Raw genomic sequence first — 20645 nt, 5'->3', positions numbered from 1 at the left:
GGCCGCTTCGAAGGCCCCCTCTGAATGTCTGGACGGCGCTGATCAGAACCCTTCAAGGACGATTTTTCCCCGGGCTTTGCCGCTCTCGACCAACGCATGGGCGCGCCGCATGTTTGCTGCGTTGATAGCGCCGAAATGCTCGCCCACGGTGGTCTGCAGAACGCCCCGATCAATCAGGTCCGAGATCCGGTCAAGCAAGTGATGCTGCTCGATCATGTCCGCGGTTTCGTAAAGCGAGCGGGTGAACATCAATTCCCAATGCAGCGACAACGACTTGCGCTTGAGCGGCATCACATCAAGACGCTCGGGATCGTCGATCACGCCCAGACGCCCCTGCGGCTTGAGCACTTCAATCAGCTGTAAAAAGTGTTGCTCGGTGTGGGTCAGACTGGCGACATAGTCGACTTCGCGAATGCCCAGCGCCTGCAACTGACTGAACATCGGCTGGCCATGATCGATGACGTGGTGCGCCCCCAATTGCTTCACCCAATCCGCCGTTTCCGGACGTGACGCCGTGCCAATTACCGTAAGGCGGGTCAACTGCCGGGCCAGTTGCACCAGCATCGAACCCACGCCGCCAGCCGCTCCCGTGATCAACAGGCACTCGCCCTCCCCTGAACCCTCTACGACGCCGAGCCGGTTAAACAGCAACTCCCAGGCAGTGATCGAGGTCAGTGGCAACGCGGCAGCAGCGCCTGCGCTCAAGGATTGTGGTTTGTGCCCGACAATCCGCTCATCCACCACATGCAATTCGCTGTAACTGCCGGTGCGCGCAATCGAGCCTGCGTAGAACACGTCATCACCGGGTTGAAACAGTGTCACTTCAGACCCGACCTCACGGACGATACCTGCCGCATCCCAGCCGAGGATTTTCGGTTCCTTGGTGAAAGTACCGGCACGTACCTTGGTATCGACCGGATTGACTGAAACCGCCCGCACTTCGACCAGCAGATCCCGTGGGCCGGGCACTGGCGCAGGCATCTCGATGTCCTGCAATGACTGTGGATCTTCGATGGGCAGGGCGTGCTGGGTGAAGGTGATGGCTTTCATGAAAACTCGCTGTCTGAAGGGCTGATACGTTGATATGCCGCCATCTTCGGCTTCCCACGGACAAAGAAAAACCTGCAGAATGCGCCAACACTTTCACTACAGGAGTGAAAATGATCCGCATCGATGATCTCGGTTTGTTCATCCGCAGCGCAGCGCTGGGCAGCTTTACCGCTGCGGCGCTGGAGGCTGATCTGTTGCCCGGTCAGGTCGCTGCTGCCATCAAACGGCTGGAGCGCGAACTGGACGTTCGTCTGTTCGCGCGCACTACGCGCAGCCTGAGGTTGACCGCTGAGGGCGAGCAATACCTGCCCACTGCGCACGCCGTGCTGGAGGCGTTGAAGCAAGGCAAGGAAAACCTGCGGGGTGAAAACGCCACGCTACGCGGCGTGCTGCAAGTCACCGCGCCTTCTGACTTGGGGCGCAATATTTTGCTGCCGTGGTTGACCGCGTTCCGTCGTCAGCATCCGAAACTTACCCTGCGCTTTGTCCTGTCGGACCAAATGGCCGATCTGTTCCGCGATCCGGTGGATGTCGCCATTCGGTATGGCTCGAACGAAGACGCCAACTACGTGGCACTGCCTCTCGCGCCCTGGAATCACAGAGTGCTGGTTGCTTCGCCGGACTATGTGCAGCGTCACGGACAGCCGAAAACACCGGGCGAACTTCAGGATCACTCTTGCCTGCTCTATCTGCAGAATGGCCGGGTCTACGACAAATGGTGCCTGGGTGCGCAGACGATTCAAGTCTCAGGCCCTCTGTTCAGCGATGACGCCGACGTGGTGCGGCGTTGGGCGCTGGACGGTGAAGGTATCGCCTACAAATCGTGGCTGGATGTCAGCGCGGATGTGGCGGCAGGACGGCTGATCGTACTGCTGCCGGACCATCCCGGCGAAGCCTCGCCATTGAGTCTGGTGTGCCCGCATCGCAAGCAGATCTCCCCTGCGATATCGCAGCTCTACACCTGGTTGAACAGTCAGTTCGCCGGCCTGCAGCCGGTTTAACCCCGGCGCTGAGCAAAAAATAAATGAACCCGTCACACCTCGCGCCGCCTAAGAAAGACCATCAGGAGGTAGCCAATGCAAATCGAAACCGTGTGGATCGTACTGGCGGCAGTTCTTCTGCTGATCGAACTGTGGGCCATCAATCGGGTGCGCAAAAGTGAGGGGAAGTCGAATAACAAAGGGGTATGGATTGTTCTGATCGTGTTTGTGCCGCTGTTCGGGTTGATCGCCTGGGCGATCGCGGGCCCAAAACACATCAGCCAGAATACGGCGTCGCATCCCGGTCGCTAAGGGAAAAGTATCGCTTCGGCTTCACGCATGAAAATTTCTACAGTCTTCGGACCCATCCCGTCGAATTCCGCCAGGTGCTTCTCGAACGCCTGGCGGTCGGCGTGTCGTCGCAACGCACGTCATTCAGCTCAAACGGTGATCTGCAATGCCCGCCGGCCTCTGTTCATGCAGGCTGCATGACAGCCTTTTGCCCCGCCCAGCGCAAACCCTTGTTCCAGTGCGGTTCGTCCACGCGCCGCAAGTTGGCACACCAAATGCGACAGCTTCAGCGAATCCACAGCACCGTGGCTCAACGGCCTGTGTTCTATCCGTGAAAGCAGAGGCAACTCACATGAACGCGATCGACCTACTCAAAGCCGACCATGAAAAAGTAAAAGGCATCCTGACCCAACTGAGCGAATCGACGGATCGAGCGCTGAAAAAACGCGGCGAGCTGCTGGCCAGGCTCGAAATGGAAATCTCGATCCACACCCGCCTCGAAGAAGAAATTCTCTACCCCGCGTTCAAGGAAGCCGGCAGTAAAGAACAGGACATCATGTACTTCGAAGCCAAAGAAGAGCACCGCACGGTGGATTCGCTGGTGCTGCCGGATCTGAAAATGACCGATCCCGGCACACCTGAGTTTGCCGGTCGGGTGAAAGTGGTCAAGGAACTGCTGGAACACCACATCGAAGAGGAAGAAACGGAAATGTTTCCTCAGGCGAAAAAACTTTTGGGTAAAGCGAAACTCGATGAACTGGGTGCCGAGATGGAAGCCATGAAGGCCCGTTACAAGAAGGACATGGCGGCCGGAAATATGGCGGCGTAAATGTCTGAAGGCACCCGAAGCCCGGCAGAATATGCCGGGCTTTTTTTTCATTAATTTCACTACAGTCAACGATCCGTTGTGGGCGCTCGCGTGCTCGCGAAGAGTCCGGTACGTCCAGCCTCTGCATCGACTGACCCACCACATTCGCGAGCAAGCCCGCACGCACCTGTAGTACCGTCACCTCCTCGACAATTCATCGTCCAGCATCCAGACGGTTATCTTGTCAGGTTGGTAGAGCGTTTGGGTGAGCGGTCCGTCAGCTCAACCTGAGGCTCGCAGTCACCTGGCGCAGTTTCGCGCCCCCTCAACACACTCAAGGACAATACGCATCATGGAAGAAACCGTCACTTACCGAGTCGCAACCGCCGCCGATGCACTGATCATGTGTGAGTTGGGCCAATTGCTCAACGAGGTGCATCACGCTGCCCGCCCTGATATCTATGCCGCCGCCACCGAAGACTTTTCCCGTGACCTGCCGCACTGGTCAGGGGTATTCGAGAAGCCGGATCAGGTTGTCTTCATCGCCCACGTCAGCGATCAGGCTGCGGCTTTTATCACGGCCAATCTGTCGGCGAGCGCCGGGCCACTGATGCAGCCGCAGAAAGTCGTTCGCATCGGATCGGTGTGCGTGGCCGAACAGTTTTCCGGCAAAGGCATTGGTCGCGCCTTGATTCAGCGCGTCAGAGACTGGGCGATTGAACATGACGCACAGGATTTGCGCCTGACGGTCTGGCCGTTCAACGAACGCGCGGCGCGCATGTATGCGGAGTTTGGTTTCGAGGAGCGTGCCGTCGAGATGGGTATGCGCCTGGCGTGAAGCGCCAAAACGGGCTGCGCACGTGACTAAGCGGGGCGATTGCCGGCGCGGCACGCTATCCCGAGCACACTGAGAGTCTGCTGGTGATCAATGTCCGTTCGCCGATGCTCTGGCATTTCGAAAGTGGACGACCCGTCACGTTGAATTCTAGCCATCGCCCCGATTCCCGCCTACCATGCGCACAATTCGTATTACCGCGGCTGGGACGCCGTGAAACCAGCTATCAATACCTGAGCTGTTTCGTTGAATCGCTGCCCTCCCGCACGAAAAAATTGAGTGAAAAAACATGAACCGTCAGAAAAAACTGCAGCAGTTGTTCAAGGAAAAAGCCAAAAAGGCCAGCGCGAAACTAGCGCCGAAAAAGCCCAAATACATCAGCAAGGCTGATCGGGCCAAGCTGGAGGCTGAGGCGGCAGCTTCGACAGAGAGCCCCGCGATCACTGATTAATCCGGACATCGCATCGGCGGGAGGCATTCAATGGATCTGAAGTTCAGTCACGTCGATGTATTGGTCAACCATCTCGAGGACGCGTGTGCCTACTACGCGCAGATCCTCAAAGCCAACATTTCCAAAACCCAGATATGGCAACGCGGCGGCCTGCATGTGCGCTACGCGGTCGCGATGATCGGACAAGAGCGTTTCATGCTGGTGCAACCGCTGGAAGGGAACTTGAAGACGCTGCTCGATACCGTCGGCGAAGGAATGATTTACCGTCACTGCTACACGACACCGGACATCGAGAAAGCTTATGACGACCTGCTGATCGCCGGTGTGCGGCCTGAAGATGAAAATGGCAATCCATTGACCCGCCAACACCTGCAATCCCCGTCCGGGACACGGATTATCTGGCTGCCGAAACGCTTCGGCCACTTCTCTATTGAAATTCTGGAAGAGAAATCATTGGAAGCGTTCATGAAGTGTGCGTTTGCCTGAGTGATGAACCACTCCCGGGATTGGGAGAGCGCCTCCGTCCTTTCTCAAAGCGTTTTACCTGCCAGCCACGCCCCCCAGAACAGACTGCTGAAAAACCGCGTCGCGTCACCGAACCCAGCCTCATGCAACAACGCCTGAACCGCCGCCTCCGAATGCGGCGGATCGGCGCCCTGAAGAATCTTGCCAAGCTTGGCTTGCACCTCATCAGCACTGGCACCCTGCTGCCGCCACCGCTGCCCCCATGCCGCCAGCAATAACGGTTGGCTGGCATAAGCGTAGTGGTTGCCCGCGATGATCAGCGGCGCGCCTGGTTTCAGGCGAGCCTGAATCGATTGCAGGATTGCTCGTTTCGGTTCATCGCCATTCAGATGATGGAGCACGCCGATCAACGTCGCCGCGTCGAATGACTCATCAGCCGGCAAGTCATCGACATGCCCTAAATGCATCTGAGTTCTGTGCAGCAAATCATTGGCCTGCAAATGCTGCGTCGCGGCCTCCAGCATTGGCTCGGAAGGATCTACCGCCGTGAAGCGCCAGCTCTGCTCCAGCGCGGCCATCGCAATGATTTCCTGCGCTGTACCGCCAGCGCCGACGACCAGTATTTTGGCCGAGGGCGAGGCGCCGAGGCTGGCGGCCAACATGCACGCCGACAGATCGTGGCAGGCGTCATAACCCGCCAGTGCAATGCGGCTTTGTTTGGCATATTCGCTGGCGCGAGAAGTGTCGAATTTTCCGGCGGAGTTGGAGGTGGATGAGTTCAATGGGCGATTCTCCTTGTCTTTGCAGCAAAGTACGCCGTGCTGTGGGATAAGAAAAATTCAATGATTTCATGTAGTGCATTCCTGTGGGGAATGCGGATCTGGAGTGGCTGTCTGGCTGATTTTTGTGAGCTTCGCTGGCGTTTAGCCGGTGTGTTTAAGGATATTTACGCCGGCGTTTAAAAGTCACCTCGCGTTACGCCATCAAGGCTACAACACCTTGCGTCGTTGCCTACGACTACGCCAGAATCCGCCGGCTTGTGCGCCTGGAGAGCCATCGGTAACTTGATTCCCGTCACTGATTCCCAGTGATCGGGTTTAGGCTCTGTACGAAAAGTACTGTTTCAAACACCGCATGGCCCAAGCCAGTGAGACCATCGCCGCATAACTTTTACGAGTTTGTCGAAGCGCATATCGATGCGACAGCTCCCCTTTAACCAGCAAGCCGAACATGCGCTCGATGATGTTGCGCTGCCGGTACCTGGGGCGATCAAACAGCCTCGGTAATCCCGGCTTGGGTTTGCACTTCATCGTGCGTAGCAGGATTACCGACTGCATCCGATAGCGGTCGCAGTAGCGACGCAACGCTTCGGAGTCATAGCCCTTGCTCGAACGTCCCGCGATTGCGCCAGCCACGAAAGCGCTGATAGACCGTCGACCATGGGCCGAAACGCTCGGGCATGTCGCGCCAAGCAGTACCCGAACAGAGTACCCAGAGCACGCCATTGACCATCAGCCGATAATCTGCCCGTGGGCGTCCGTTAAGGCGGTGTTCACTGAAGATGTCTGCAACCAAATCCCAGGCTGCGTCGGGGAGTTCGTACCGTTTGGCCATCGTGGGCTCCTGTCGTTGATGGACGCGGACTTTACTGACTCCCGGCGTTTGCTGGGTTCAAATGAGTTTCAGATGATTTCGTACAGCGCCTAACAAAATCCCTTTGTGTAGTCTGCAGTACGCTTCCGTTTTTTATGAATCGACCAATCTTCGTCGAGCATGGCTCGATCGACCTGCTGGAACAGATAAAGATCAGAGGGTTGAGCGGCAGCGAAAGTCTGAAAATGATGGGCTTTGCCTCGGACTGGATGCGGGCAAACTTGCAGAGGCTTTCAGTGCCGGAAACGCCGTTGTTAGGCAGGTTGCTGAGTGGGCTGGCAGAATATTAAAGCCTGTGTTCTGAAACTGGTTATATGTGCTTCCGAATAACCTTCCAATTTCGAAAAGTTCTAAAAACCTGTCAGGTTTAACAGGTTCAATCAACAGACTACGCCCGTAAAGTGGAACCTTCACTCACCGTACTGGAAAATTCATCATGGATAATCAAACAGCACGATCCAAGCTTAGCCAAATTGGGGTTGACGGAGCTGTGCGTTTTTGGAGGCGGCTCAACAATGGCGACTTAGAATGTCACTCGGGGACAATCATTCGCATAGGGGACACTTCTGTAACCACTCCAGAAGGGGAGTTCAGCTTCAGTAGCATCAATTCAATTTGTTCTCCCGATAATTCCGGTCAAAATCATGAGACGTATGAGGAAGAGGATAATGTAGCCGCGGAGTTGAATCAATGGGACGTTGAACTGTCCCTTGAAAATCCATCCAAATCAAACGGACATTGATTATTGGTTAGTTACTTTAAAGCAGGTCTGCGATACGTTGAGGAGTATCAACTCAACGCACGCTGACCTAGTAAAGAACAACCCTTGGGTAGCCTTTAGTACGCTTCCGATTTTAATTGATTCGGTCAATTCATAGTGAAGTCGAGGCCAACAACCTCGGCAATTCGTGAGGGCCATTGGCCCTCGCATTTTCATCGTAAGCGTCAGCCCAACACCCTCTTGCTGATCAGACCTTCGCTTGCTTCGTCCATTGATTGACCCACTCGCAGTCAAACGCCGTCGGATCAAACCCATCATCCCCATACCACTCCGACATTGCCTCGTGCTCAAGGTGGTTCGGATCCGACAACGCTGACAGAAGATCTTCATTCCCCGGCGCGCCACCGATGTCCTCCGGCGGGCGAGCATTGGCTCCATCGATGTAACACGGCCCTTGCGGGAAAATAATCGCATGCAACGTTTTCTCGACTTTAATTCGCAGTTCCCAGTTGTCACCGAATTCATAGACATCGACTAAAGGGCGGGGCCTCCTGACAAGGGTATCAGCAGACCCTACCTAGGCTCTGTACGAAAAGTACTGTCTCAAACACCCCATGGCACAAGCCAGTGAGACCATCGCCGCATAACTTTTTGCGAGGTTGTCGAAGCGCGTAACGATGCGCCGCCTCTCTTTCAACCAGCCAGTCGAACATGCGCTCGATGATGTTGCGCTGCCGGTACTTGGGGCGATCAAACAGTCTCGGTAATCCCGGCTTGAGTTTGCGCTTCATCGTGCGTAGCAGAATTATCGGCTGCATCCGATAGCGGTCGCAGTAGCGACGCAACGCTTCGAAGTCATAGCTCTTGCTCGAACGTCCCGCGATTGCGCCAGCCACGAAAGCGCTGATAGACCGTCGACCATGGGCCGAAACGCTCGGGCATGTCGCGCCAAGCAGCACCCGAACAGAGTACCCAGAGCACGCCATTGAGCATCAGCCGATCATCTGCCCGTGGGCGTCCGTTACGGCGGTGTTCACTGAAGATGTCTGCAACCAAATCCCAGGCTGCGTCGGGGAGTTCGTACCGTTTGGCCATCGTGGGCTCCTGCCGTTGATGGGCGCGGACTTTACTGACTCCCGGCGTTTGCTGGGTTCAAATGAGTTTCAGATGATTTCGTGCAGAGCCTAGTAGCCCGAGGTAAATGAAAGTGCACAAGCGTCGCTCAGACAGGTATTTGCATACCTGCACTTAATGGCGGCTGTGCGTAGGGCGCCCTCGGGCGCGCCGGCTTTCTTCTTTTCCCCGGTCTACTAACCTGCGCACAGCTGCCACCCCCTGTTTAGTAGCTCGGAGCGGCGGCCCCACAACAGGAAAAAGAAGAAATGTGCAAAGTAACGCCAAACCCGCCGCAAACAGACCCGGCCTCCCCTTACGAATCATCCGATTCCAAGAAATTCCACGACGCGGCAGAACGCGCGCTCGACCACTACCTAAAACCTGCGGCGGCGATCATGGCTGCGCCGTATAAACCCAGCATGATGTTTTCGGTCAATCCGGAGACTGACGTTGAATCGTTGCTGGCGAATGCCTGCGAATCGTTGGCCTCGGCCAGTGTCATGCTGGGTGATGTTGCCGGTCATGTGGATGGGTCGATTCGCAAGACTTTGCTGGGCATTGCACAGGTGGTGATGCTTGGGGAGTTGGCGGTGAATCGGGCTTTGGATAGGGTTGATGTCGCCGGGTAGTCGCGTTCATTCAGTGGCGACTGGTTTGCCTGTCGCCACTGTTCAAGTCCACCGGTTGAATCCACAGCCAAAAGCAGTCATTCCTAGAGGTATATTTCAGATCCCTGATTACGGGAGCATCCGCTGCCAACGGATTGGTGGGGTGCGTTTACAGGTCGCCCCCACGACTAATCCACAATGTACAACTTCGCCCCGATCGTGGTGGATGAACGATGCCCCTCAGCATTATTGCCCACTTGATAGCTCATGCCTGGCGTCAGTGTGAACTGACGACCATCTTCAAGTTCTGTATCCAATTGACCCTCCAGGCACAACAGGATGTGCCCCCTCCAACACCAGTGATCGGCCAAATATCCAGGGCTGTATTCGACCATCCGCACACGAGCTGATCCAAACTGGCAGGTACGCCAATAGGCTGTGCCTGTCTGACCGGCATGCGCCACCGGCTCTATCGTTGACCAATCGGTGGTACCAAATGGGATTGCAGTGAGATCCATTTTTGCCTCATCGATATGCAATAAATGCAGACCGTATCATTCGGGCGATGGTGCCGACAGACACAGACGGCACGCATTTATAGGATACAGGGTGGGAGAAACTGCCTAGTCTTCAGCACGACCGCTGAATGATAAGCCGGGGTACCTGTCGTGGCGGGGTCACCTTCAAAACAGAGCGCGCCCAATCTGAAGCAAGCCAGACAAGGGCAGGCGGCAACAAAGTATTCCGGTCAGGAATACGCCCATGAAAATCATGAATTTTATTTATCGCTGTGGATCTCGTAGCGTGCCTCCTTCTGCATAAGGAGATGACCTGTGAATAATTGCCGCCTGCGCTTGTACGTTGACTCTCAATTTTGCAGCCCCTATGCCATGTCGGCTTTCGTGGTACTCCGCGAAAAGGGCATCGAATTTGAAATGATCCCGCTAGACCTCGACTCATCCGAAAACCAGTCAGAGGACTATGCCAGCCTCTCGCAGACCCAGCGGGTACCCACACTTGTGCACGGCGACTTCGCCTTATCTGAATCGTCGGCGATCACTGAGTACCTGGAAGACGTTTTCCCCCAGGCGCCGGTTTACCCACAAGACCTGAAGCAGCATGCAAAGGCACGACAAGTCCAGGCATGGGTGCGGAGTGACCTGCTGCCCATTCGGCAGGAACGATCCACATTGGTTGTGTTTTATGGACTCAAATCAAACCCCTTGTCGCCAGCTGCCGAGTCGGCAGCGCGCAAGCTGTGCGGTGCCGCACAAACGCTACTGGCCGACAGCCCCGAGTACCTGTTCGGTCAATGGTCGATCGCCGATGTGGATCTGGCCTTGATGCTCAACCGGCTGATATTCAATGGCGACTCCGTACCACCCGCGCTGGTGGAGTACGCGCAGCGCCAATGGCAACGACCAACCGTACAGGAGTGGGTCAAATTGCAACGTCCTCCGATGTAGTCGGCACACCTATCGTTTGTGGAGAGCGGCTTATATTTAGAGAGGGTTTCGGGCTCGTTTCAAAAACCAGGCCTGGAACCCATTCTCGATGGCCGGATGTAACGCAAGCAGCTTCGGGAATAGGTACAGGGTACCAATCGAAAAACGCTTTCGATCAGCGGCGGCGATTGTAATCGGAGTGGACATCGCGTTTCTGAGCAAACTCCAAGTTCGCCGACTGACCGAACGCTGGCAGATTTTCCGTAAAGACGAGGACTTCAAAATGCTGCTTGTGCTTTCACACAGCCTGGGTCGATAGCAGCACTTCACCACACGCAGCAATCGGCCCCGTTAGTGTAAAAACATCTTCCAAGTTCGACTGAGTATGTTTCAGGCCAGAGGTTGAACACAGCCTGAAAATTCTTGGTATGTTGCGAGAAGGCTTCCTCTTTTTAGGACAAAAATGATTTCACATGTATTCATCGGAGTGAATGACTTCAATAGAGCACTTGTGTTTTATCAAGGGGTCATGGAGATACTCGGACTTGATCTCAAGTTCACAGACTTTGAACGCTCATGGGCTGGCTGGAAACACCCCGACACTGCACGCCCTCTTTTCGTGGTGGGCAAACCGTTCGACAGCCAATCTGCGACGCTAGGGAATGGGCAAATGATTGCTCTGCTAGCACCTAATAGACAGATCGTACGCAACGCCCATGCTTTGGCGTTGGTCTTGGATGGAACATGCGAAGGCACTCCGGGCCTGCGACCCGAATACCACCCGAATTTTTATGGGGCGTATTTTCGAGACCCTGAAGGAAACAAGCTTTGCGTCTGTTGTCACGATCCAGAATAGATCAAGTGCAGGATATAAGATGTCTCAGGCGCCTTTCGAACGGCCGGTTATGGCTGATTGAAGCCCTTCACAAAAGGCAGCAACCGGCCAATAGCGGACAAGGCGCTTCTACAATAAATGCTCGCGTAGAAAATCGATGAACGCCATCGTCCGCGCCGAGCGTCGCCGCTCACGACTGAGCACGGCGCTGACAGGCAGCGCACTGGTCTTATAATTGTCGAGTACGGTACGAACCTTGCCCTGCTCAATGTCAGCTGTGAACAGCCATTCTGGTGAGAGGGAAATGCCCAAGCCGGAGAGAACCATCTCGCGGATGGCCTCGCTGCTGTTACTCGTGACGTTGCCCTGAATACCTACATCGAGCTCCTGGGCAATGTGCGTAAATTGCCAACGGTCGTAATGCTCCAGCAAAGTGAAGCCGATGCAGTTGTGATCCGAGAGCTCGTTGGGCTCACGTGGCACGCCGTGTAGATCCAGGTAGCTGGGCGCGGCATAGACACGCCGCGGGCTATTGCCCAATGGCAGTGCCACTAATCCCTCGCTCTTCACCACGCCAATGCGGATAGCCAGATCGATGTTTTCTTTGAGCAGGTCTTCATTGTGGTCACTCAGCCGTAGGTCAATCCGGACATCAGGATGGCGTTGCAGGAATGTCCCTATGAGCGGCGCGATGCATAACCGTCCATAACTGACCGGGGCGGCGACTCGTAAAGGGCCGGCGATCTGCTCCTGGCCACTGGTAAAGCTACGCGTGGCAGTTTCAACTTGGCCGAGAATTTCCTGGCAGTGGTCGTAGAAGCGTTGACCTTGGTCGGTCAGGGCCAGGTGCCGAGTGCTGCGTGCGAACAATGGCCCACCCAGATACTGCTCCAGCGCGCGTACTTGCTTACTCACTGCCGGTTGCCCCATGTTCAGCTCACGAGCGACCGCCGAAAACGACCCGCGCTCCACGACCCGAACAAAGATGTGCATGCTGTCGAACAGATCCATCGACGATTAGTTCTCTTTGTGGAATAAGTCATATGCAAACTACGTTTCTTATCGGAATGATTAAAGCGCGGCAATCTGTAAGCGTCCATTCCAACACGGGTTCCCGTCATGAAACACTCCATGCTTGCCGCTATCGCCGAGTCCGCTCAGTCCCCTCTGGCCATCAGTGAAATCGATCGCCCTGTTCCCGGTAAGGGGCAAGTACTGGTCAAGGTTCACGCCGCAGGAGTCAATCCGCTCGATACCAAAATTGCCGCCGGCGCTGGGGCTCACGCCCGCCAAGCGCTGCCGGCAGTGCTCGGCCTTGACCTCGCCGGTACGGTCGCCGAACTGGGTGAAGCGGTCGAGGGTTTCACCGTAGGCCAGGAAGTCTTCGGCATGCCCGGCGGGATCGGTGGTGCCCAAGGAACTATGGCCGAGTACATTGCCGTGGATGCCCGGCTGATCGCTGCCAAGCCACACACCCTCAACATGCGTGAGGCGGCTGCATTGCCTTTGGTGTTCATTACCGCATGGGAAGGTCTGGTCGATCGCGCCAATGTCCGCGCCGGTCAGCGTGTACTGATTCATGGCGGCGCAGGTGGGGTTGGCCAAGTGGCTGTGCAACTGGCTAAGGCTCGCGGTGCCGATGTCTACGCCACCGGTTCGGCGGGCAGTCTGGACTTCATTCGCTCGCTGGGGGCTACGGCGATCGACTATCAGGCACAGAGCGTCGAGGACTATGTCGAGCATTACACGGCTGGCGAAGGATTCGACATTGTCTACGACACTGTCGGCGGCAGCACCCTGGATGCTTCATTCAAAGCGGTGAAAGCTTATACAGGGCACGTGCTGAGTTGCCTCGGTTGGGGCCAGCATAGCCTGGCGCCGTTGTCGTTCAAAAGTGCAACCTACTCGGGCGTCTTCACCTTGGCGCCGCTGCTCACCGGCAAAGGACGCGAACACCACGGTGCTATCCTGCGCGAGGCCGCTGCGCTCGCCAATGCTGGTCAACTGACAATCCGCGTGGATCAACAGCATTTTGCGCTGCCAGACGTCAACGAGGCATTTCGCCAAGTCGCCGAAGGCCGCGGCAAGGGCAAGACGGTAATCCAGGTTGTGAGTGCATAGCCCCTTATAATCTCTTCAAAGCGCAATCGGCCAAAAGGCGTCCGCCTATGGCCGATTGCAGTCCTCCATTCCCTGCTGATCTCCCCCCAATGAAAACCGCCATCATCTCCGACACCCACGGCCTCCTCCGCCCCGAAGCCCTGACCGCGATCCAAGGCTGCGACCTGATCCTCCACGCCGGCGACATCGGCAGCCCCGAAATCCTGGATCAACTCTCGCAAATCGCCCCCACCCACGCCGTGCGCGGCAACAACGACCTGAACCTCCCCTGGGCCGCCACCCTCCCCGATCACCTCACCCTCAACCTGAACGGCTGGCCAACCCTGCTAACCCACGATATCGCTGACGTCCCCGCCGATCTGGACAGCCACATCAAACTCATCATCACCGGCCACTCCCACAAACCTCTCATCGAATGGCGCGGTGATCGTCTGTACCTCAATCCCGGCAGCGCCGGTCGTCGTCGTTTCAAACTCCCGGTCACTCTGGCCTTGCTCAACGTAAGCGCGAACGCCCTGCAACCCCAGCTAATCCATCTCCTCCCCTGAAACTTTTCCTCAACCCTCGCCCCGATCACCTAACCTCATAGACTGTGTGATCAATTCGGGTCTGCTCCTCCATGCGCAACACATTGAAGTCGCTGTTTTTTGTCGCGCTCACGCTGCTCGCGCCGGGCGGTTCGACACTGTGGGCGGCTGATCTGCCGGCGCCGACGGTCAACGCGGCGGCACCCGCCACGGTGATTTCCCAAAGTGATCTGCAAGCCCTGCAACAACGCCTCGACGGGCTCAAGCAGCAAATCTCGTCTGCCAACAATTACAACCAGCTCGAAGGGCCGCAGGATCGGGTGCAGGCGTTCATTCTGGATATTGATCGGTTGTCGGCGTCGTTGTTGCCGCAGCAGGCGCAATTGGCGGTGCAATTGGGCGTGTTGGGGGCGGCGCCGGATACCGGGGTGGCGTCGGAGCAGGCGGATATCGTCGCGCAGCGGGCCTCGCTGGCGGAGCAGAAGAACAAGGTTGATGCGACGCTGAAAAATCTGGCGGCGTTGAAGCAGAGCGCAGCGGATCTGATCACGCAGATTGCGGGGATCCGGCGCGCGTTGCTGGAGAGTGAGCTGACGCTGCGCACCAACAGTGTGTTGAGTCCGGATTTCTGGTCGCCACTGGTCAAACCCCGGCCCGATGATCGGCAGCGTTTGAGTTTTTTTGTAGATCGGGTGGGCGATACGTGGGCCAGGGTCTGGGCGCCGGGGCAGCGTATTTATACCTGTGTGCTGGTGTTGTTGGCGTTGCTGATCTGGACATTCGGGCGCAGGCAGGCCGAGCGCGGGCTGACGTGGGTGTGCATCCATCGCATGCCGGAGGGGCGTGTGCGCCGCAGTGCATTGGCGTTCGCTTCGGCGTTGGCGACCATTGTCACCACGGGCATTGCCCTGCAACTACTGTTCTACGCCCTCACCCGCCATGCACCTTTGCCGCCGGTGCTGGATACGTTTTCCGAGGAGTTCGAAAAAGTTGTGTACGCCTGCGTGTTGATCACCGGGCTGAGCCGCGCGCTACTCTCGACCAAACATCCGTCCTGGCGGCTGCCGGCGATTGCCGATCCGGTAGCGCTGGCGCTCAAGCCTTACCCGCGCATTCTTTCCGGCACGTTGCTGGTACTGGTGACATTGGTGCAGGTCAGCAACACCACCGGTATGAGCAGCCAGATCGTGCTCGCCGGGCGAGGTGTGATCGCGATTGCTGTAATGGTGATCATCGTGGCGATGCTGTTGCGGGTCAGCAAAGTGCGCAAGGCAATGATTGCTGACAACGACACGTCGGCGGCGGGCAACGTGTTCGCCGGGGTGATTTACACCGTCGCCAGTGTTTCGATGTTTGTGTCGACGGCTGCGCTGCTCATCGGTTATGTGTCGCTGGCCCGGTTCATTACTTATGAAGTGGTCTGGGCGTACATCGTACTGTCGGGGTTTTACTTGCTGATCCAATTCATCAAGGACGGTTGCGAATATGTGTTTTCGCCCAAACATTCGAGCGGAAAGGCGCTCAAGCAGTTGCTGGGGATTGGTGATCGGCGGCTGGATCAGATTTCGATTCTATTGTCCGGGTTCAGCCGCGCCGGGCTGTTGCTGCTGGCGGTGATTGCGCTGTTTGTCGGCGGCATCGGCACCACGCTCGGGCAACTGCTGAGCAACATCATGGCCATTCTCGGCGGCGCCGGGTTGCGCAAGCTGAACATCGTCCCCGGTCATCTGCTCAATGCGGTACTGGCGTTGCTGATCGGCATCTACCTGATTCGCGCCCTGCGCCGCTGGCTGGACAACGAGTTCCTGCCCAAGACCGATATGGACCCGGGCATGTGCGCGTCGTTGAGCACGCTGTTTTCCAATATCGGTTATGCGCTGGTGATCCTGTTGACGCTGTCGTCGCTGGGGGTGCAGTGGACCAACCTGGCGTGGATCGTCAGTGCGCTGTCGGTGGGGATCGGTTTTGGTTTGCAGGAGATCGTGAAGAACTTCGTTTCGGGTCTGATTCTGCTGACCGAGCGTCCGGTGAAGGTTGGGGACTTGATCAGCATCAGCGGGGTTGAGGGTGATATCCGCCGGATCAACGTGCGCGCCACGGAGATCCAGCTCAGCGACCGCTCGATTGTGATCGTGCCCAACTCGCAATTGATCTCGCAGAACTTGCGCAACGTTACGCTTGGGGGCAGCGCCCAGGGCGTGGCATCGCTTGAACTGGTGTTCCCGCTGGATATTGACCCTGAGGAGGTGAAGGAGCTGTTACTGAGCACCTATCGGGAGAATGAAAGCATCCTCGATAAACCCGCATCATTTGTGCGATTCAGCAAGCTGTCGCCGGACGGGATCACGCTGACAATTACCGGTTATGTAGGCAGCCCGAGGATTGTCGGGGTGACCAAGAGTGATTTGTTGTTCGAGATTCTCAAGCGCCTGGGGGCGGCGGGAATTGAGTTGGCGAAGCCGCCGGCGAGTGCCTGAAGCGGCTTTTATGTCTCGGTACATCTGCGGCGTCAACGAACGACCCGGCTCGGTACATCGATGAGGTCTGCCTTGCCTCCGGCAAGCCATCCTTCGTGTATCGAACACTATTGATCCTCTAGACCAATGCCGCCGTCACGCTGTCGAGGATAAGTTTGAGATCGGCAGGCTCATAGCCCTGAGCCTCGTGCTGCGCTTTAGGTTTTCCCGCAGCCGCCATCCGTGTGGTCTGGGAGACCTGAATGCGTTGATACAATTTGTTTGTGTTGCTGCCTCCGGTCCATTTCGTGGTTCGTTCGATCTGTTCGTTGCCGGTGTTTTCGATGAACCTGACACGCATACCCAACAATGCTGCGGCATCCATCGCACCACTGCGCATCCCCAAATGCACCAGTTTACAGCCCCAGCTACGGGACATTCTCAGGAAAATCGCATACTCGGCAGCACGGTTAGGGCCAATGATTTTGCCGTTGAAGGTTTCCTCGTTTTCGTTTTTCCAATACTCGCCCCAGATCTGCATGCCATTGCGCGATACGGCTGGCGGACCGGCGATGTCCAGTTGATCCATACTGGCGTTCAATGTTTCTGGCAGGCTGTCGTGCCCTTTGGGCTTGCCCACCACAATGATATTTTTGCCGGCTTTGAGCAGACCGCGACAGACTTGGGCAAGCCCCATCCAGGTATCGTCCAGTTCTGGGTGAGCGCCACCGTCCTGCCCACTGAATCGCGTCCAGACGATGACGTACTTCGCGCTTCGCACGATCCCTTTGCGCCCCAGGAATTTATCGACACGGTAGGCCCAGTAGGAATTGCTGGCCGGGTCAACGTCTGTCCAGCCGGACACATTGCCTTTGCCGTCACCGGCCATGACTGAAGCGGCGACATGGGTCGTCGCGCCGCCCACCGGGTTCAGCGTCGCTCCGCTGATCCTGGGGATGTGGCCCAGAAAATCAAGTCCGGCCATGGCAGGGTTGGCAGTCTTGTTCAAACGCGCATCCACGACCTCTGTAGCGACTTTATAGGCCGCTTTGGAATCGGCCACTTTCACGGGCAGCAAGCGGTCGCGGGTCAAGCCGCAAGATACCCCGTAGAACGAGATCAGACTTTTGGCACTGCCTGTCTCCTGAGGATTGTCGCTGTAGAACAGGATCAACCGCGACGTCGGTTTGCTCTTCAGAGCAGCCCCCACCGCGAACTGATCGCCCCCCATGTAGGCCGCCTGAAAGTAAAAAGTAACGTAGTGACTGGCAAATGCCACGGGGTCGTTGTCCGCTGCAGCTGTCATCAGCTCGCCGCCCAAAGCCTTTGCCGTATCGCGTAGCGCGTTGTATTTGACCTTGTCCGGCTCTCGCGCCTGCTTGGCTGCCGCCCTTTCCCTCTCACGCTGTTGTGCCACGTGCGTATCCACATCTGACAGGCACTGGCTGATGGTGCGCTGGACGGTTGGCGTACTCTGCACGGGGTTGGCATTGGCCGCATCCCACACCATCGCCACCGCAGTATCGGGCGCATCCAGCGCGGCCTTCGCCGCGTCGACCGTGGCAAAGCGGATGCAGCCCGTAAACGTGATGAACTTTTGTACCGTGTCCTTATGATTCCCCAACTGAACGCGGTATTGGGCCATCAGGTGATAGGGCGTGATGACTGTATTGCCAATCTGGAATGCCATGACGCGTCCTTGCCTTGAGAGCGCACACGAACATCAACGCTATTGCGCACGTTTCAGATAGCCTTCCCTGCCTCCATCGGCATAGAAAGCCAAACAGATCGAATGAATTCTAGTACCGGTATGCATAGCGTCAAGAAAGGGCCAGGGTGATCGCATCGAGCGTGGCACCACCAGCGGATTTCAGGTGAACGTTGGCAGAAAGCTCGTCCGCACACGCAAACGCATGCTGCTTGCCCATCAAAACGACAAACTGCCAGCGTGGACAGTCACTTGCACTTGGCCAACACCACCTGACAAGTATTCGGCGTGCCCCCCGACCGCCCCGCGTAGCGCATGCAATTGGTCATGGATTTTTGCCGAGCCATGTTCAGGCTGGAACCCCAGGCGAGACCGCCCTCCCCAACCGTCGGCAGCGCCTTGGCATAGCAGCTGTCGCCGACGCCTGACGGCGGATAGTGTTTTCGGTTTGAGCAGCCGCTGAGCCCCAGGCTGAGGGCGATCAGGATGGACAGGAGCCACAGCGAGCCTCGGCGTCTGAGTATTCCCCTCATCGCGTTTCTCCTGCCGCAATCGAGTCGTGACGTGTTGAGTCTAGTCGGTATGCGCAGCGGCCTCTCACTGCCCCGTCGCCTGACGATACTCCCGGGGCGTAAACCCGGTCGAAGCCTTGAACTGCCGGGTAAACGCACTGTGATCGGTGTAACCGCATTGCAGCGCAACGTCGGTGATCGGTAAATCGGTATGCAGCAGACGATGCGCATGTTCCAGCCGCACCTTCTGGATCATCTGCCGTGGCGTCAGGTGGAACACCCGTTTGCAATAGCGTTCCAGTTGCGCCACGGAAATACCGGCAATGCGCGTCAGTTCGCCCAATGTGACACGGCGATTGAAGTGCGTGCGGATGTGTTCGTCGACAGCGGCCAGTCGCTCAAACGCTGGGTGAGTTTCGCTGGCTGATTGCAGATCGACGGAGATGCCCGCCAACCCGATGATCTGCCCCTCGCGGTTGTACAGCGGTTGTTTATGGGTCAGGCACCAACCCGGTTCGCGACTGCCGTACAGATGCAGTTCTAACTGACCCTCCAGCACAAAGCCGTCTTCCAGCACTTTGCGATCCTGTTCGGTGTAGCCCGACCCCAATTGCGCCGGGAACACCTGCACGCTGGTTTTGCCGAGCAACGGACGCAAGTCCTTCAAGCCACAGCGCTGCACCAGTGTGCGGTTAGCGAGGACGTAACGGGCCTGAACATCCTTGATGAATATCGCTGCGTTGGGGATCACATCGAGCATCGGCAACAGCAGCGCGGCGCCGGCCAATAGCTCGTCCAGGGTTTGCGGACGGCTCTGGGACAGCATCGAAAACGCGCTCTTCATTGAAGATCCCCCCCTGTTCGTGGATATGCCAAGTGCCCGTGCTGCAGCAGTTGCGAGCAGATTGCAGCATCGTTCAAGTCGTGTCGAGGGCCGCGTTTCATCGGCGCAACTGTGCCGATTTCGTCATCGATCCCGCTGCAAAACATCAATCACCGCCCTGTCTATCAGTTCAAAGTTTGCCCATGCCAGTGACACAACTGCCAGCACCGTGAACACACGCCCTGCCGGCGCCTAATGAAATCACTCATCGGGGCATGTCCATGAAACGAATACACGTCATCGATTCCCACACCGGTGGTGAACCCACGCGCCTGGTGATGAAAGGCTTCCCCGAACTGCCCGGCGGCACCATGGCCGAAAAACGCGATGCCCTGCGCACTCAGCATGACCCATGGCGCCGCGCCTGCCTGCTGGAACCGCGCGGCAACGATGTGTTGGTCGGTGCGCTGTACTGCGAGCCGGTATCGGCGGGCGCCACGTGCGGAGTGATTTTCTTCAACAATGCCGGGTATCTCGGCATGTGCGGCCACGGCACCATCGGCCTGATCAATTCGTTGCACTACCAAGGGCTGATCGCGCCGGGGGTGCACAAGATCGACACGCCGGTCGGCACGGTCAGCGCAACATTGCATGAAGACAGCAGCGTGACCCTGGGCAACGTACCGTCCTGGCGTTATCGCAAACAGGTGCCGGTAGACGTTCCGGGTCACGGCCGCGTATTCGGCGATATCGCTTATGGCGGCAACTGGTTTTTCCTCGTCTCCGAGCACGGCCAGACGCTGAGCATGGATTACGTCGAACACCTCACCGCGTACACCTGGGCGATGCTCAAGGCTCTCGAAGATCAAGGCATTTATGGCGAAGACGGTGCCGTGATCGACCACATCGAACTGTTCGCTGACGACGCCAATGCCGACAGCCGCAACTTCGTCATGTGCCCCGGCAAAGCCTATGACCGCTCACCCTGCGGTACCGGCACCAGCGCCAAACTCGCCTGCCTGGCCGCCGACGACAAGCTGCAACCCGGCGAGCGCTGGGTGCAAGCGAGCATCACGGGCAGCCAGTTCGAAGGCCGCTTCGAATGGTCAGGCGAACGCGTTCGCCCGTACATCACTGGCCGCGCCTACATGACCGCCGACAGCACGTTGCTCATCGACGAAGAAGATCCGTTCGCGTGGGGCATCTGAGCTGCCAGCCTGATTTCTCAAGCCAATCTGAA

At 57.2% G+C, this 20645-nt stretch carries 23 protein-coding genes and 4 pseudogenes; 16 read left to right on the top strand and 11 right to left on the bottom strand.

The features are described from left to right. Positions 1 to 42 precede the first annotated feature (42 nt). Positions 43 to 1050, bottom strand: coding sequence for a zinc-binding alcohol dehydrogenase family protein (locus PSH79_RS12120; RefSeq protein WP_305443168.1), 1008 nt, complete (start codon positions 1048 to 1050; stop codon positions 43 to 45). Between the two features lie 110 nt (positions 1051 to 1160). Here PSH79_RS12120 and PSH79_RS12115 point away from each other — a divergent pair, with 110 nt between their 5' ends. Beyond that, on the top strand, positions 1161 to 2051 hold the full coding sequence (locus PSH79_RS12115; protein WP_305443166.1) for a LysR family transcriptional regulator: 891 nt from the start codon (positions 1161 to 1163) through the stop codon (positions 2049 to 2051). Positions 2052 to 2126: 75 nt separating this feature from the next. Further along, the gene (locus PSH79_RS12110) at positions 2127 to 2342 is read left to right on the top strand and encodes a PLD nuclease N-terminal domain-containing protein (protein WP_187678691.1); all 216 of its coding nucleotides are present in this window, start codon (positions 2127 to 2129) and stop codon (positions 2340 to 2342) included. Here the strand turns inward: PSH79_RS12110 and PSH79_RS12105 are convergent. Continuing rightward, a pseudogene (locus PSH79_RS12105) lies at positions 2339 to 2440 on the bottom strand (DNA methylase); the annotation flags it as partial. The gene PSH79_RS12110 and the pseudogene PSH79_RS12105 sit on opposite strands and share 4 nt — an antisense overlap. 233 nt (positions 2441 to 2673) lie before the next feature. On the opposite strand from PSH79_RS12105, the gene PSH79_RS12100 reads away from it, so the two are divergent. The 5 genes and pseudogenes from PSH79_RS12100 (at position 2674) to PSH79_RS12080 (ending at position 4901) form a co-directional block, all read left to right on the top strand. Continuing rightward, positions 2674 to 3150 (top strand): hemerythrin domain-containing protein, encoded by a 477-nt coding sequence (locus PSH79_RS12100; protein WP_305443927.1) that lies wholly within the window; start codon positions 2674 to 2676, stop codon positions 3148 to 3150. Between the two features lie 186 nt (positions 3151 to 3336). Beyond that, positions 3337 to 3420 (top strand): annotated as a pseudogene (locus tag PSH79_RS12095) (VOC family protein); the annotation flags it as partial. A gap of 61 nt (positions 3421 to 3481) precedes the next feature. Then, positions 3482 to 3967, top strand: coding sequence for a GNAT family N-acetyltransferase (locus tag PSH79_RS12090; RefSeq protein WP_305443163.1), 486 nt, complete (start codon positions 3482 to 3484; stop codon positions 3965 to 3967). 286 nt (positions 3968 to 4253) lie between these two features. Further along, positions 4254 to 4415: a DUF2986 domain-containing protein gene (locus PSH79_RS12085; RefSeq protein WP_305443161.1), complete on the top strand. Its 162-nt coding sequence runs from the start codon at positions 4254 to 4256 to the stop codon at positions 4413 to 4415. 30 nt (positions 4416 to 4445) lie between these two features. Beyond that, the gene (locus PSH79_RS12080; RefSeq protein WP_305443159.1) at positions 4446 to 4901 is read left to right on the top strand and encodes a VOC family protein; all 456 of its coding nucleotides are present in this window, start codon (positions 4446 to 4448) and stop codon (positions 4899 to 4901) included. Positions 4902 to 4945: 44 nt separating this feature from the next. Here the strand turns inward: PSH79_RS12080 and PSH79_RS12075 are convergent, their stop codons facing one another. Next, a complete protein-coding gene (locus PSH79_RS12075; protein WP_305443157.1) occupies positions 4946 to 5662 on the bottom strand; it encodes a class I SAM-dependent methyltransferase in 717 nt (238 codons plus the stop codon). Between the two features lie 315 nt (positions 5663 to 5977). After that, positions 5978 to 6494 (bottom strand): annotated as a pseudogene (locus tag PSH79_RS12070) (transposase). A 134-nt stretch (positions 6495 to 6628) separates the two neighbouring features. On the opposite strand from PSH79_RS12070, the gene PSH79_RS12065 reads away from it, so the two are divergent. Together PSH79_RS12065 and PSH79_RS12060 are read left to right on the top strand one after the other, a co-directional pair. Next, complete coding sequence (locus PSH79_RS12065; protein ID WP_305443155.1) at positions 6629 to 6823, top strand: hypothetical protein; 195 nt, start codon at positions 6629 to 6631, stop codon at positions 6821 to 6823. A 146-nt stretch (positions 6824 to 6969) separates the two neighbouring features. Next, on the top strand, positions 6970 to 7275 hold the full coding sequence (locus tag PSH79_RS12060) for a hypothetical protein (RefSeq protein ID WP_305443153.1): 306 nt from the start codon (positions 6970 to 6972) through the stop codon (positions 7273 to 7275). Positions 7276 to 7501: 226 nt separating this feature from the next. Here the strand turns inward: PSH79_RS12060 and PSH79_RS12055 are convergent, their stop codons facing one another. Both PSH79_RS12055 and PSH79_RS12050 read right to left on the bottom strand, forming a co-directional pair. Further along, a complete protein-coding gene (locus tag PSH79_RS12055; protein ID WP_370872628.1) occupies positions 7502 to 7732 on the bottom strand; it encodes a hypothetical protein in 231 nt (76 codons plus the stop codon). 99 nt (positions 7733 to 7831) lie between these two features. Further along, positions 7832 to 8349, bottom strand: a pseudogene (locus PSH79_RS12050) (transposase). A gap of 287 nt (positions 8350 to 8636) precedes the next feature. On the opposite strand from PSH79_RS12050, the gene PSH79_RS12045 reads away from it, so the two are divergent. Next, positions 8637 to 8999, top strand: coding sequence for a DUF6124 family protein (locus tag PSH79_RS12045; RefSeq protein WP_305443150.1), 363 nt, complete (start codon positions 8637 to 8639; stop codon positions 8997 to 8999). Positions 9000 to 9166: 167 nt separating this feature from the next. Here the strand turns inward: PSH79_RS12045 and PSH79_RS12040 are convergent, their stop codons facing one another. Then, entirely contained in the window at positions 9167 to 9496 is a 330-nt protein-coding gene (locus PSH79_RS12040) for a DHCW motif cupin fold protein (RefSeq protein WP_042558083.1), read from the bottom strand. A 315-nt stretch (positions 9497 to 9811) separates the two neighbouring features. Between PSH79_RS12040 and yfcF the strand changes: the two genes are divergently transcribed. Together yfcF and PSH79_RS12030 are read left to right on the top strand one after the other, a co-directional pair. Beyond that, entirely contained in the window at positions 9812 to 10444 is a 633-nt protein-coding gene (gene yfcF, locus PSH79_RS12035; protein ID WP_305443148.1) for a glutathione transferase, read from the top strand. A gap of 442 nt (positions 10445 to 10886) precedes the next feature. Next, positions 10887 to 11279 (top strand): VOC family protein, encoded by a 393-nt coding sequence (locus tag PSH79_RS12030; RefSeq protein ID WP_305443146.1) that lies wholly within the window; start codon positions 10887 to 10889, stop codon positions 11277 to 11279. Between the two features lie 108 nt (positions 11280 to 11387). Here PSH79_RS12030 and PSH79_RS12025 read toward each other — a convergent pair whose 3' ends face one another. Then, a complete protein-coding gene (locus PSH79_RS12025; RefSeq protein ID WP_305443144.1) occupies positions 11388 to 12269 on the bottom strand; it encodes a LysR family transcriptional regulator in 882 nt (293 codons plus the stop codon). Between the two features lie 108 nt (positions 12270 to 12377). Here PSH79_RS12025 and PSH79_RS12020 point away from each other — a divergent pair, with 108 nt between their 5' ends. The 3 genes from PSH79_RS12020 (at position 12378) to PSH79_RS12010 (ending at position 16383) form a co-directional block, all read left to right on the top strand. Further along, on the top strand, positions 12378 to 13379 hold the full coding sequence (locus PSH79_RS12020; RefSeq protein WP_305443142.1) for a zinc-dependent alcohol dehydrogenase family protein: 1002 nt from the start codon (positions 12378 to 12380) through the stop codon (positions 13377 to 13379). Between the two features lie 89 nt (positions 13380 to 13468). Further along, complete coding sequence (locus PSH79_RS12015; RefSeq protein WP_305443140.1) at positions 13469 to 13927, top strand: metallophosphoesterase family protein; 459 nt, start codon at positions 13469 to 13471, stop codon at positions 13925 to 13927. Between the two features lie 71 nt (positions 13928 to 13998). Further along, complete coding sequence (locus PSH79_RS12010; protein WP_305443138.1) at positions 13999 to 16383, top strand: DUF3772 domain-containing protein; 2385 nt, start codon at positions 13999 to 14001, stop codon at positions 16381 to 16383. A gap of 118 nt (positions 16384 to 16501) precedes the next feature. Here PSH79_RS12010 and PSH79_RS12005 read toward each other — a convergent pair whose 3' ends face one another. The 3 genes from PSH79_RS12005 to PSH79_RS11995 all read right to left on the bottom strand — a co-directional run bounded on the left by PSH79_RS12005 (position 16502) and on the right by PSH79_RS11995 (position 19426). Next, the gene (locus tag PSH79_RS12005) at positions 16502 to 18052 is read right to left on the bottom strand and encodes a hypothetical protein (protein WP_305443136.1); all 1551 of its coding nucleotides are present in this window, start codon (positions 18050 to 18052) and stop codon (positions 16502 to 16504) included. Between the two features lie 266 nt (positions 18053 to 18318). Next, the gene (locus PSH79_RS12000) at positions 18319 to 18603 is read right to left on the bottom strand and encodes a hypothetical protein (RefSeq protein WP_305443134.1); all 285 of its coding nucleotides are present in this window, start codon (positions 18601 to 18603) and stop codon (positions 18319 to 18321) included. Positions 18604 to 18667: 64 nt separating this feature from the next. Continuing rightward, positions 18668 to 19426, bottom strand: a complete 759-nt coding sequence (locus tag PSH79_RS11995) for an AraC family transcriptional regulator (RefSeq protein ID WP_305443132.1) — start codon at positions 19424 to 19426, stop codon at positions 18668 to 18670. A gap of 260 nt (positions 19427 to 19686) precedes the next feature. Between PSH79_RS11995 and PSH79_RS11990 the strand changes: the two genes are divergently transcribed. Then, a complete protein-coding gene (locus PSH79_RS11990) occupies positions 19687 to 20613 on the top strand; it encodes a 4-hydroxyproline epimerase (protein ID WP_305443130.1) in 927 nt (308 codons plus the stop codon). The last annotated feature ends 32 nt before the right edge of the window (positions 20614 to 20645 follow it).

It is taken from the genome of Pseudomonas sp. FP2196 (assembly GCF_030687715.1).
Taxonomy (GTDB): Bacteria; Pseudomonadota; Gammaproteobacteria; order Pseudomonadales; family Pseudomonadaceae; genus Aquipseudomonas.
The sequence above is the reverse complement of the archived record's forward strand: the minus strand, read 5'-3'. Positions and strand labels throughout refer to the sequence as shown.

Coding starts and splice junctions, on each gene's coding strand:
- PSH79_RS12120 (WP_305443168.1), bottom strand. CDS start 1,050: ATGAAAGCCATCACCTTCACCCAGCACGCCCTGCCCATCGAAGATCCA.
- PSH79_RS12115 (WP_305443166.1), top strand. CDS start 1,161: ATGATCCGCATCGATGATCTCGGTTTGTTCATCCGCAGCGCAGCGCTG.
- PSH79_RS12110 (WP_187678691.1), top strand. CDS start 2,127: ATGCAAATCGAAACCGTGTGGATCGTACTGGCGGCAGTTCTTCTGCTG.
- PSH79_RS12100 (WP_305443927.1), top strand. CDS start 2,674: ATGAACGCGATCGACCTACTCAAAGCCGACCATGAAAAAGTAAAAGGC.
- PSH79_RS12090 (WP_305443163.1), top strand. CDS start 3,482: ATGGAAGAAACCGTCACTTACCGAGTCGCAACCGCCGCCGATGCACTG.
- PSH79_RS12085 (WP_305443161.1), top strand. CDS start 4,254: ATGAACCGTCAGAAAAAACTGCAGCAGTTGTTCAAGGAAAAAGCCAAA.
- PSH79_RS12080 (WP_305443159.1), top strand. CDS start 4,446: ATGGATCTGAAGTTCAGTCACGTCGATGTATTGGTCAACCATCTCGAG.
- PSH79_RS12065 (WP_305443155.1), top strand. CDS start 6,629: ATGAATCGACCAATCTTCGTCGAGCATGGCTCGATCGACCTGCTGGAA.
- PSH79_RS12060 (WP_305443153.1), top strand. CDS start 6,970: ATGGATAATCAAACAGCACGATCCAAGCTTAGCCAAATTGGGGTTGAC.
- PSH79_RS12045 (WP_305443150.1), top strand. CDS start 8,637: ATGTGCAAAGTAACGCCAAACCCGCCGCAAACAGACCCGGCCTCCCCT.
- PSH79_RS12040 (WP_042558083.1), bottom strand. CDS start 9,496: ATGGATCTCACTGCAATCCCATTTGGTACCACCGATTGGTCAACGATA.
- PSH79_RS12030 (WP_305443146.1), top strand. CDS start 10,887: ATGATTTCACATGTATTCATCGGAGTGAATGACTTCAATAGAGCACTT.
- PSH79_RS12025 (WP_305443144.1), bottom strand. CDS start 12,269: ATGGATCTGTTCGACAGCATGCACATCTTTGTTCGGGTCGTGGAGCGC.
- PSH79_RS12020 (WP_305443142.1), top strand. CDS start 12,378: ATGAAACACTCCATGCTTGCCGCTATCGCCGAGTCCGCTCAGTCCCCT.
- PSH79_RS12015 (WP_305443140.1), top strand. CDS start 13,469: ATGAAAACCGCCATCATCTCCGACACCCACGGCCTCCTCCGCCCCGAA.
- PSH79_RS12010 (WP_305443138.1), top strand. CDS start 13,999: ATGCGCAACACATTGAAGTCGCTGTTTTTTGTCGCGCTCACGCTGCTC.
- PSH79_RS12005 (WP_305443136.1), bottom strand. CDS start 18,052: ATGGCATTCCAGATTGGCAATACAGTCATCACGCCCTATCACCTGATG.
- PSH79_RS12000 (WP_305443134.1), bottom strand. CDS start 18,603: ATGAGGGGAATACTCAGACGCCGAGGCTCGCTGTGGCTCCTGTCCATC.
- PSH79_RS11995 (WP_305443132.1), bottom strand. CDS start 19,426: ATGAAGAGCGCGTTTTCGATGCTGTCCCAGAGCCGTCCGCAAACCCTG.
- PSH79_RS11990 (WP_305443130.1), top strand. CDS start 19,687: ATGAAACGAATACACGTCATCGATTCCCACACCGGTGGTGAACCCACG.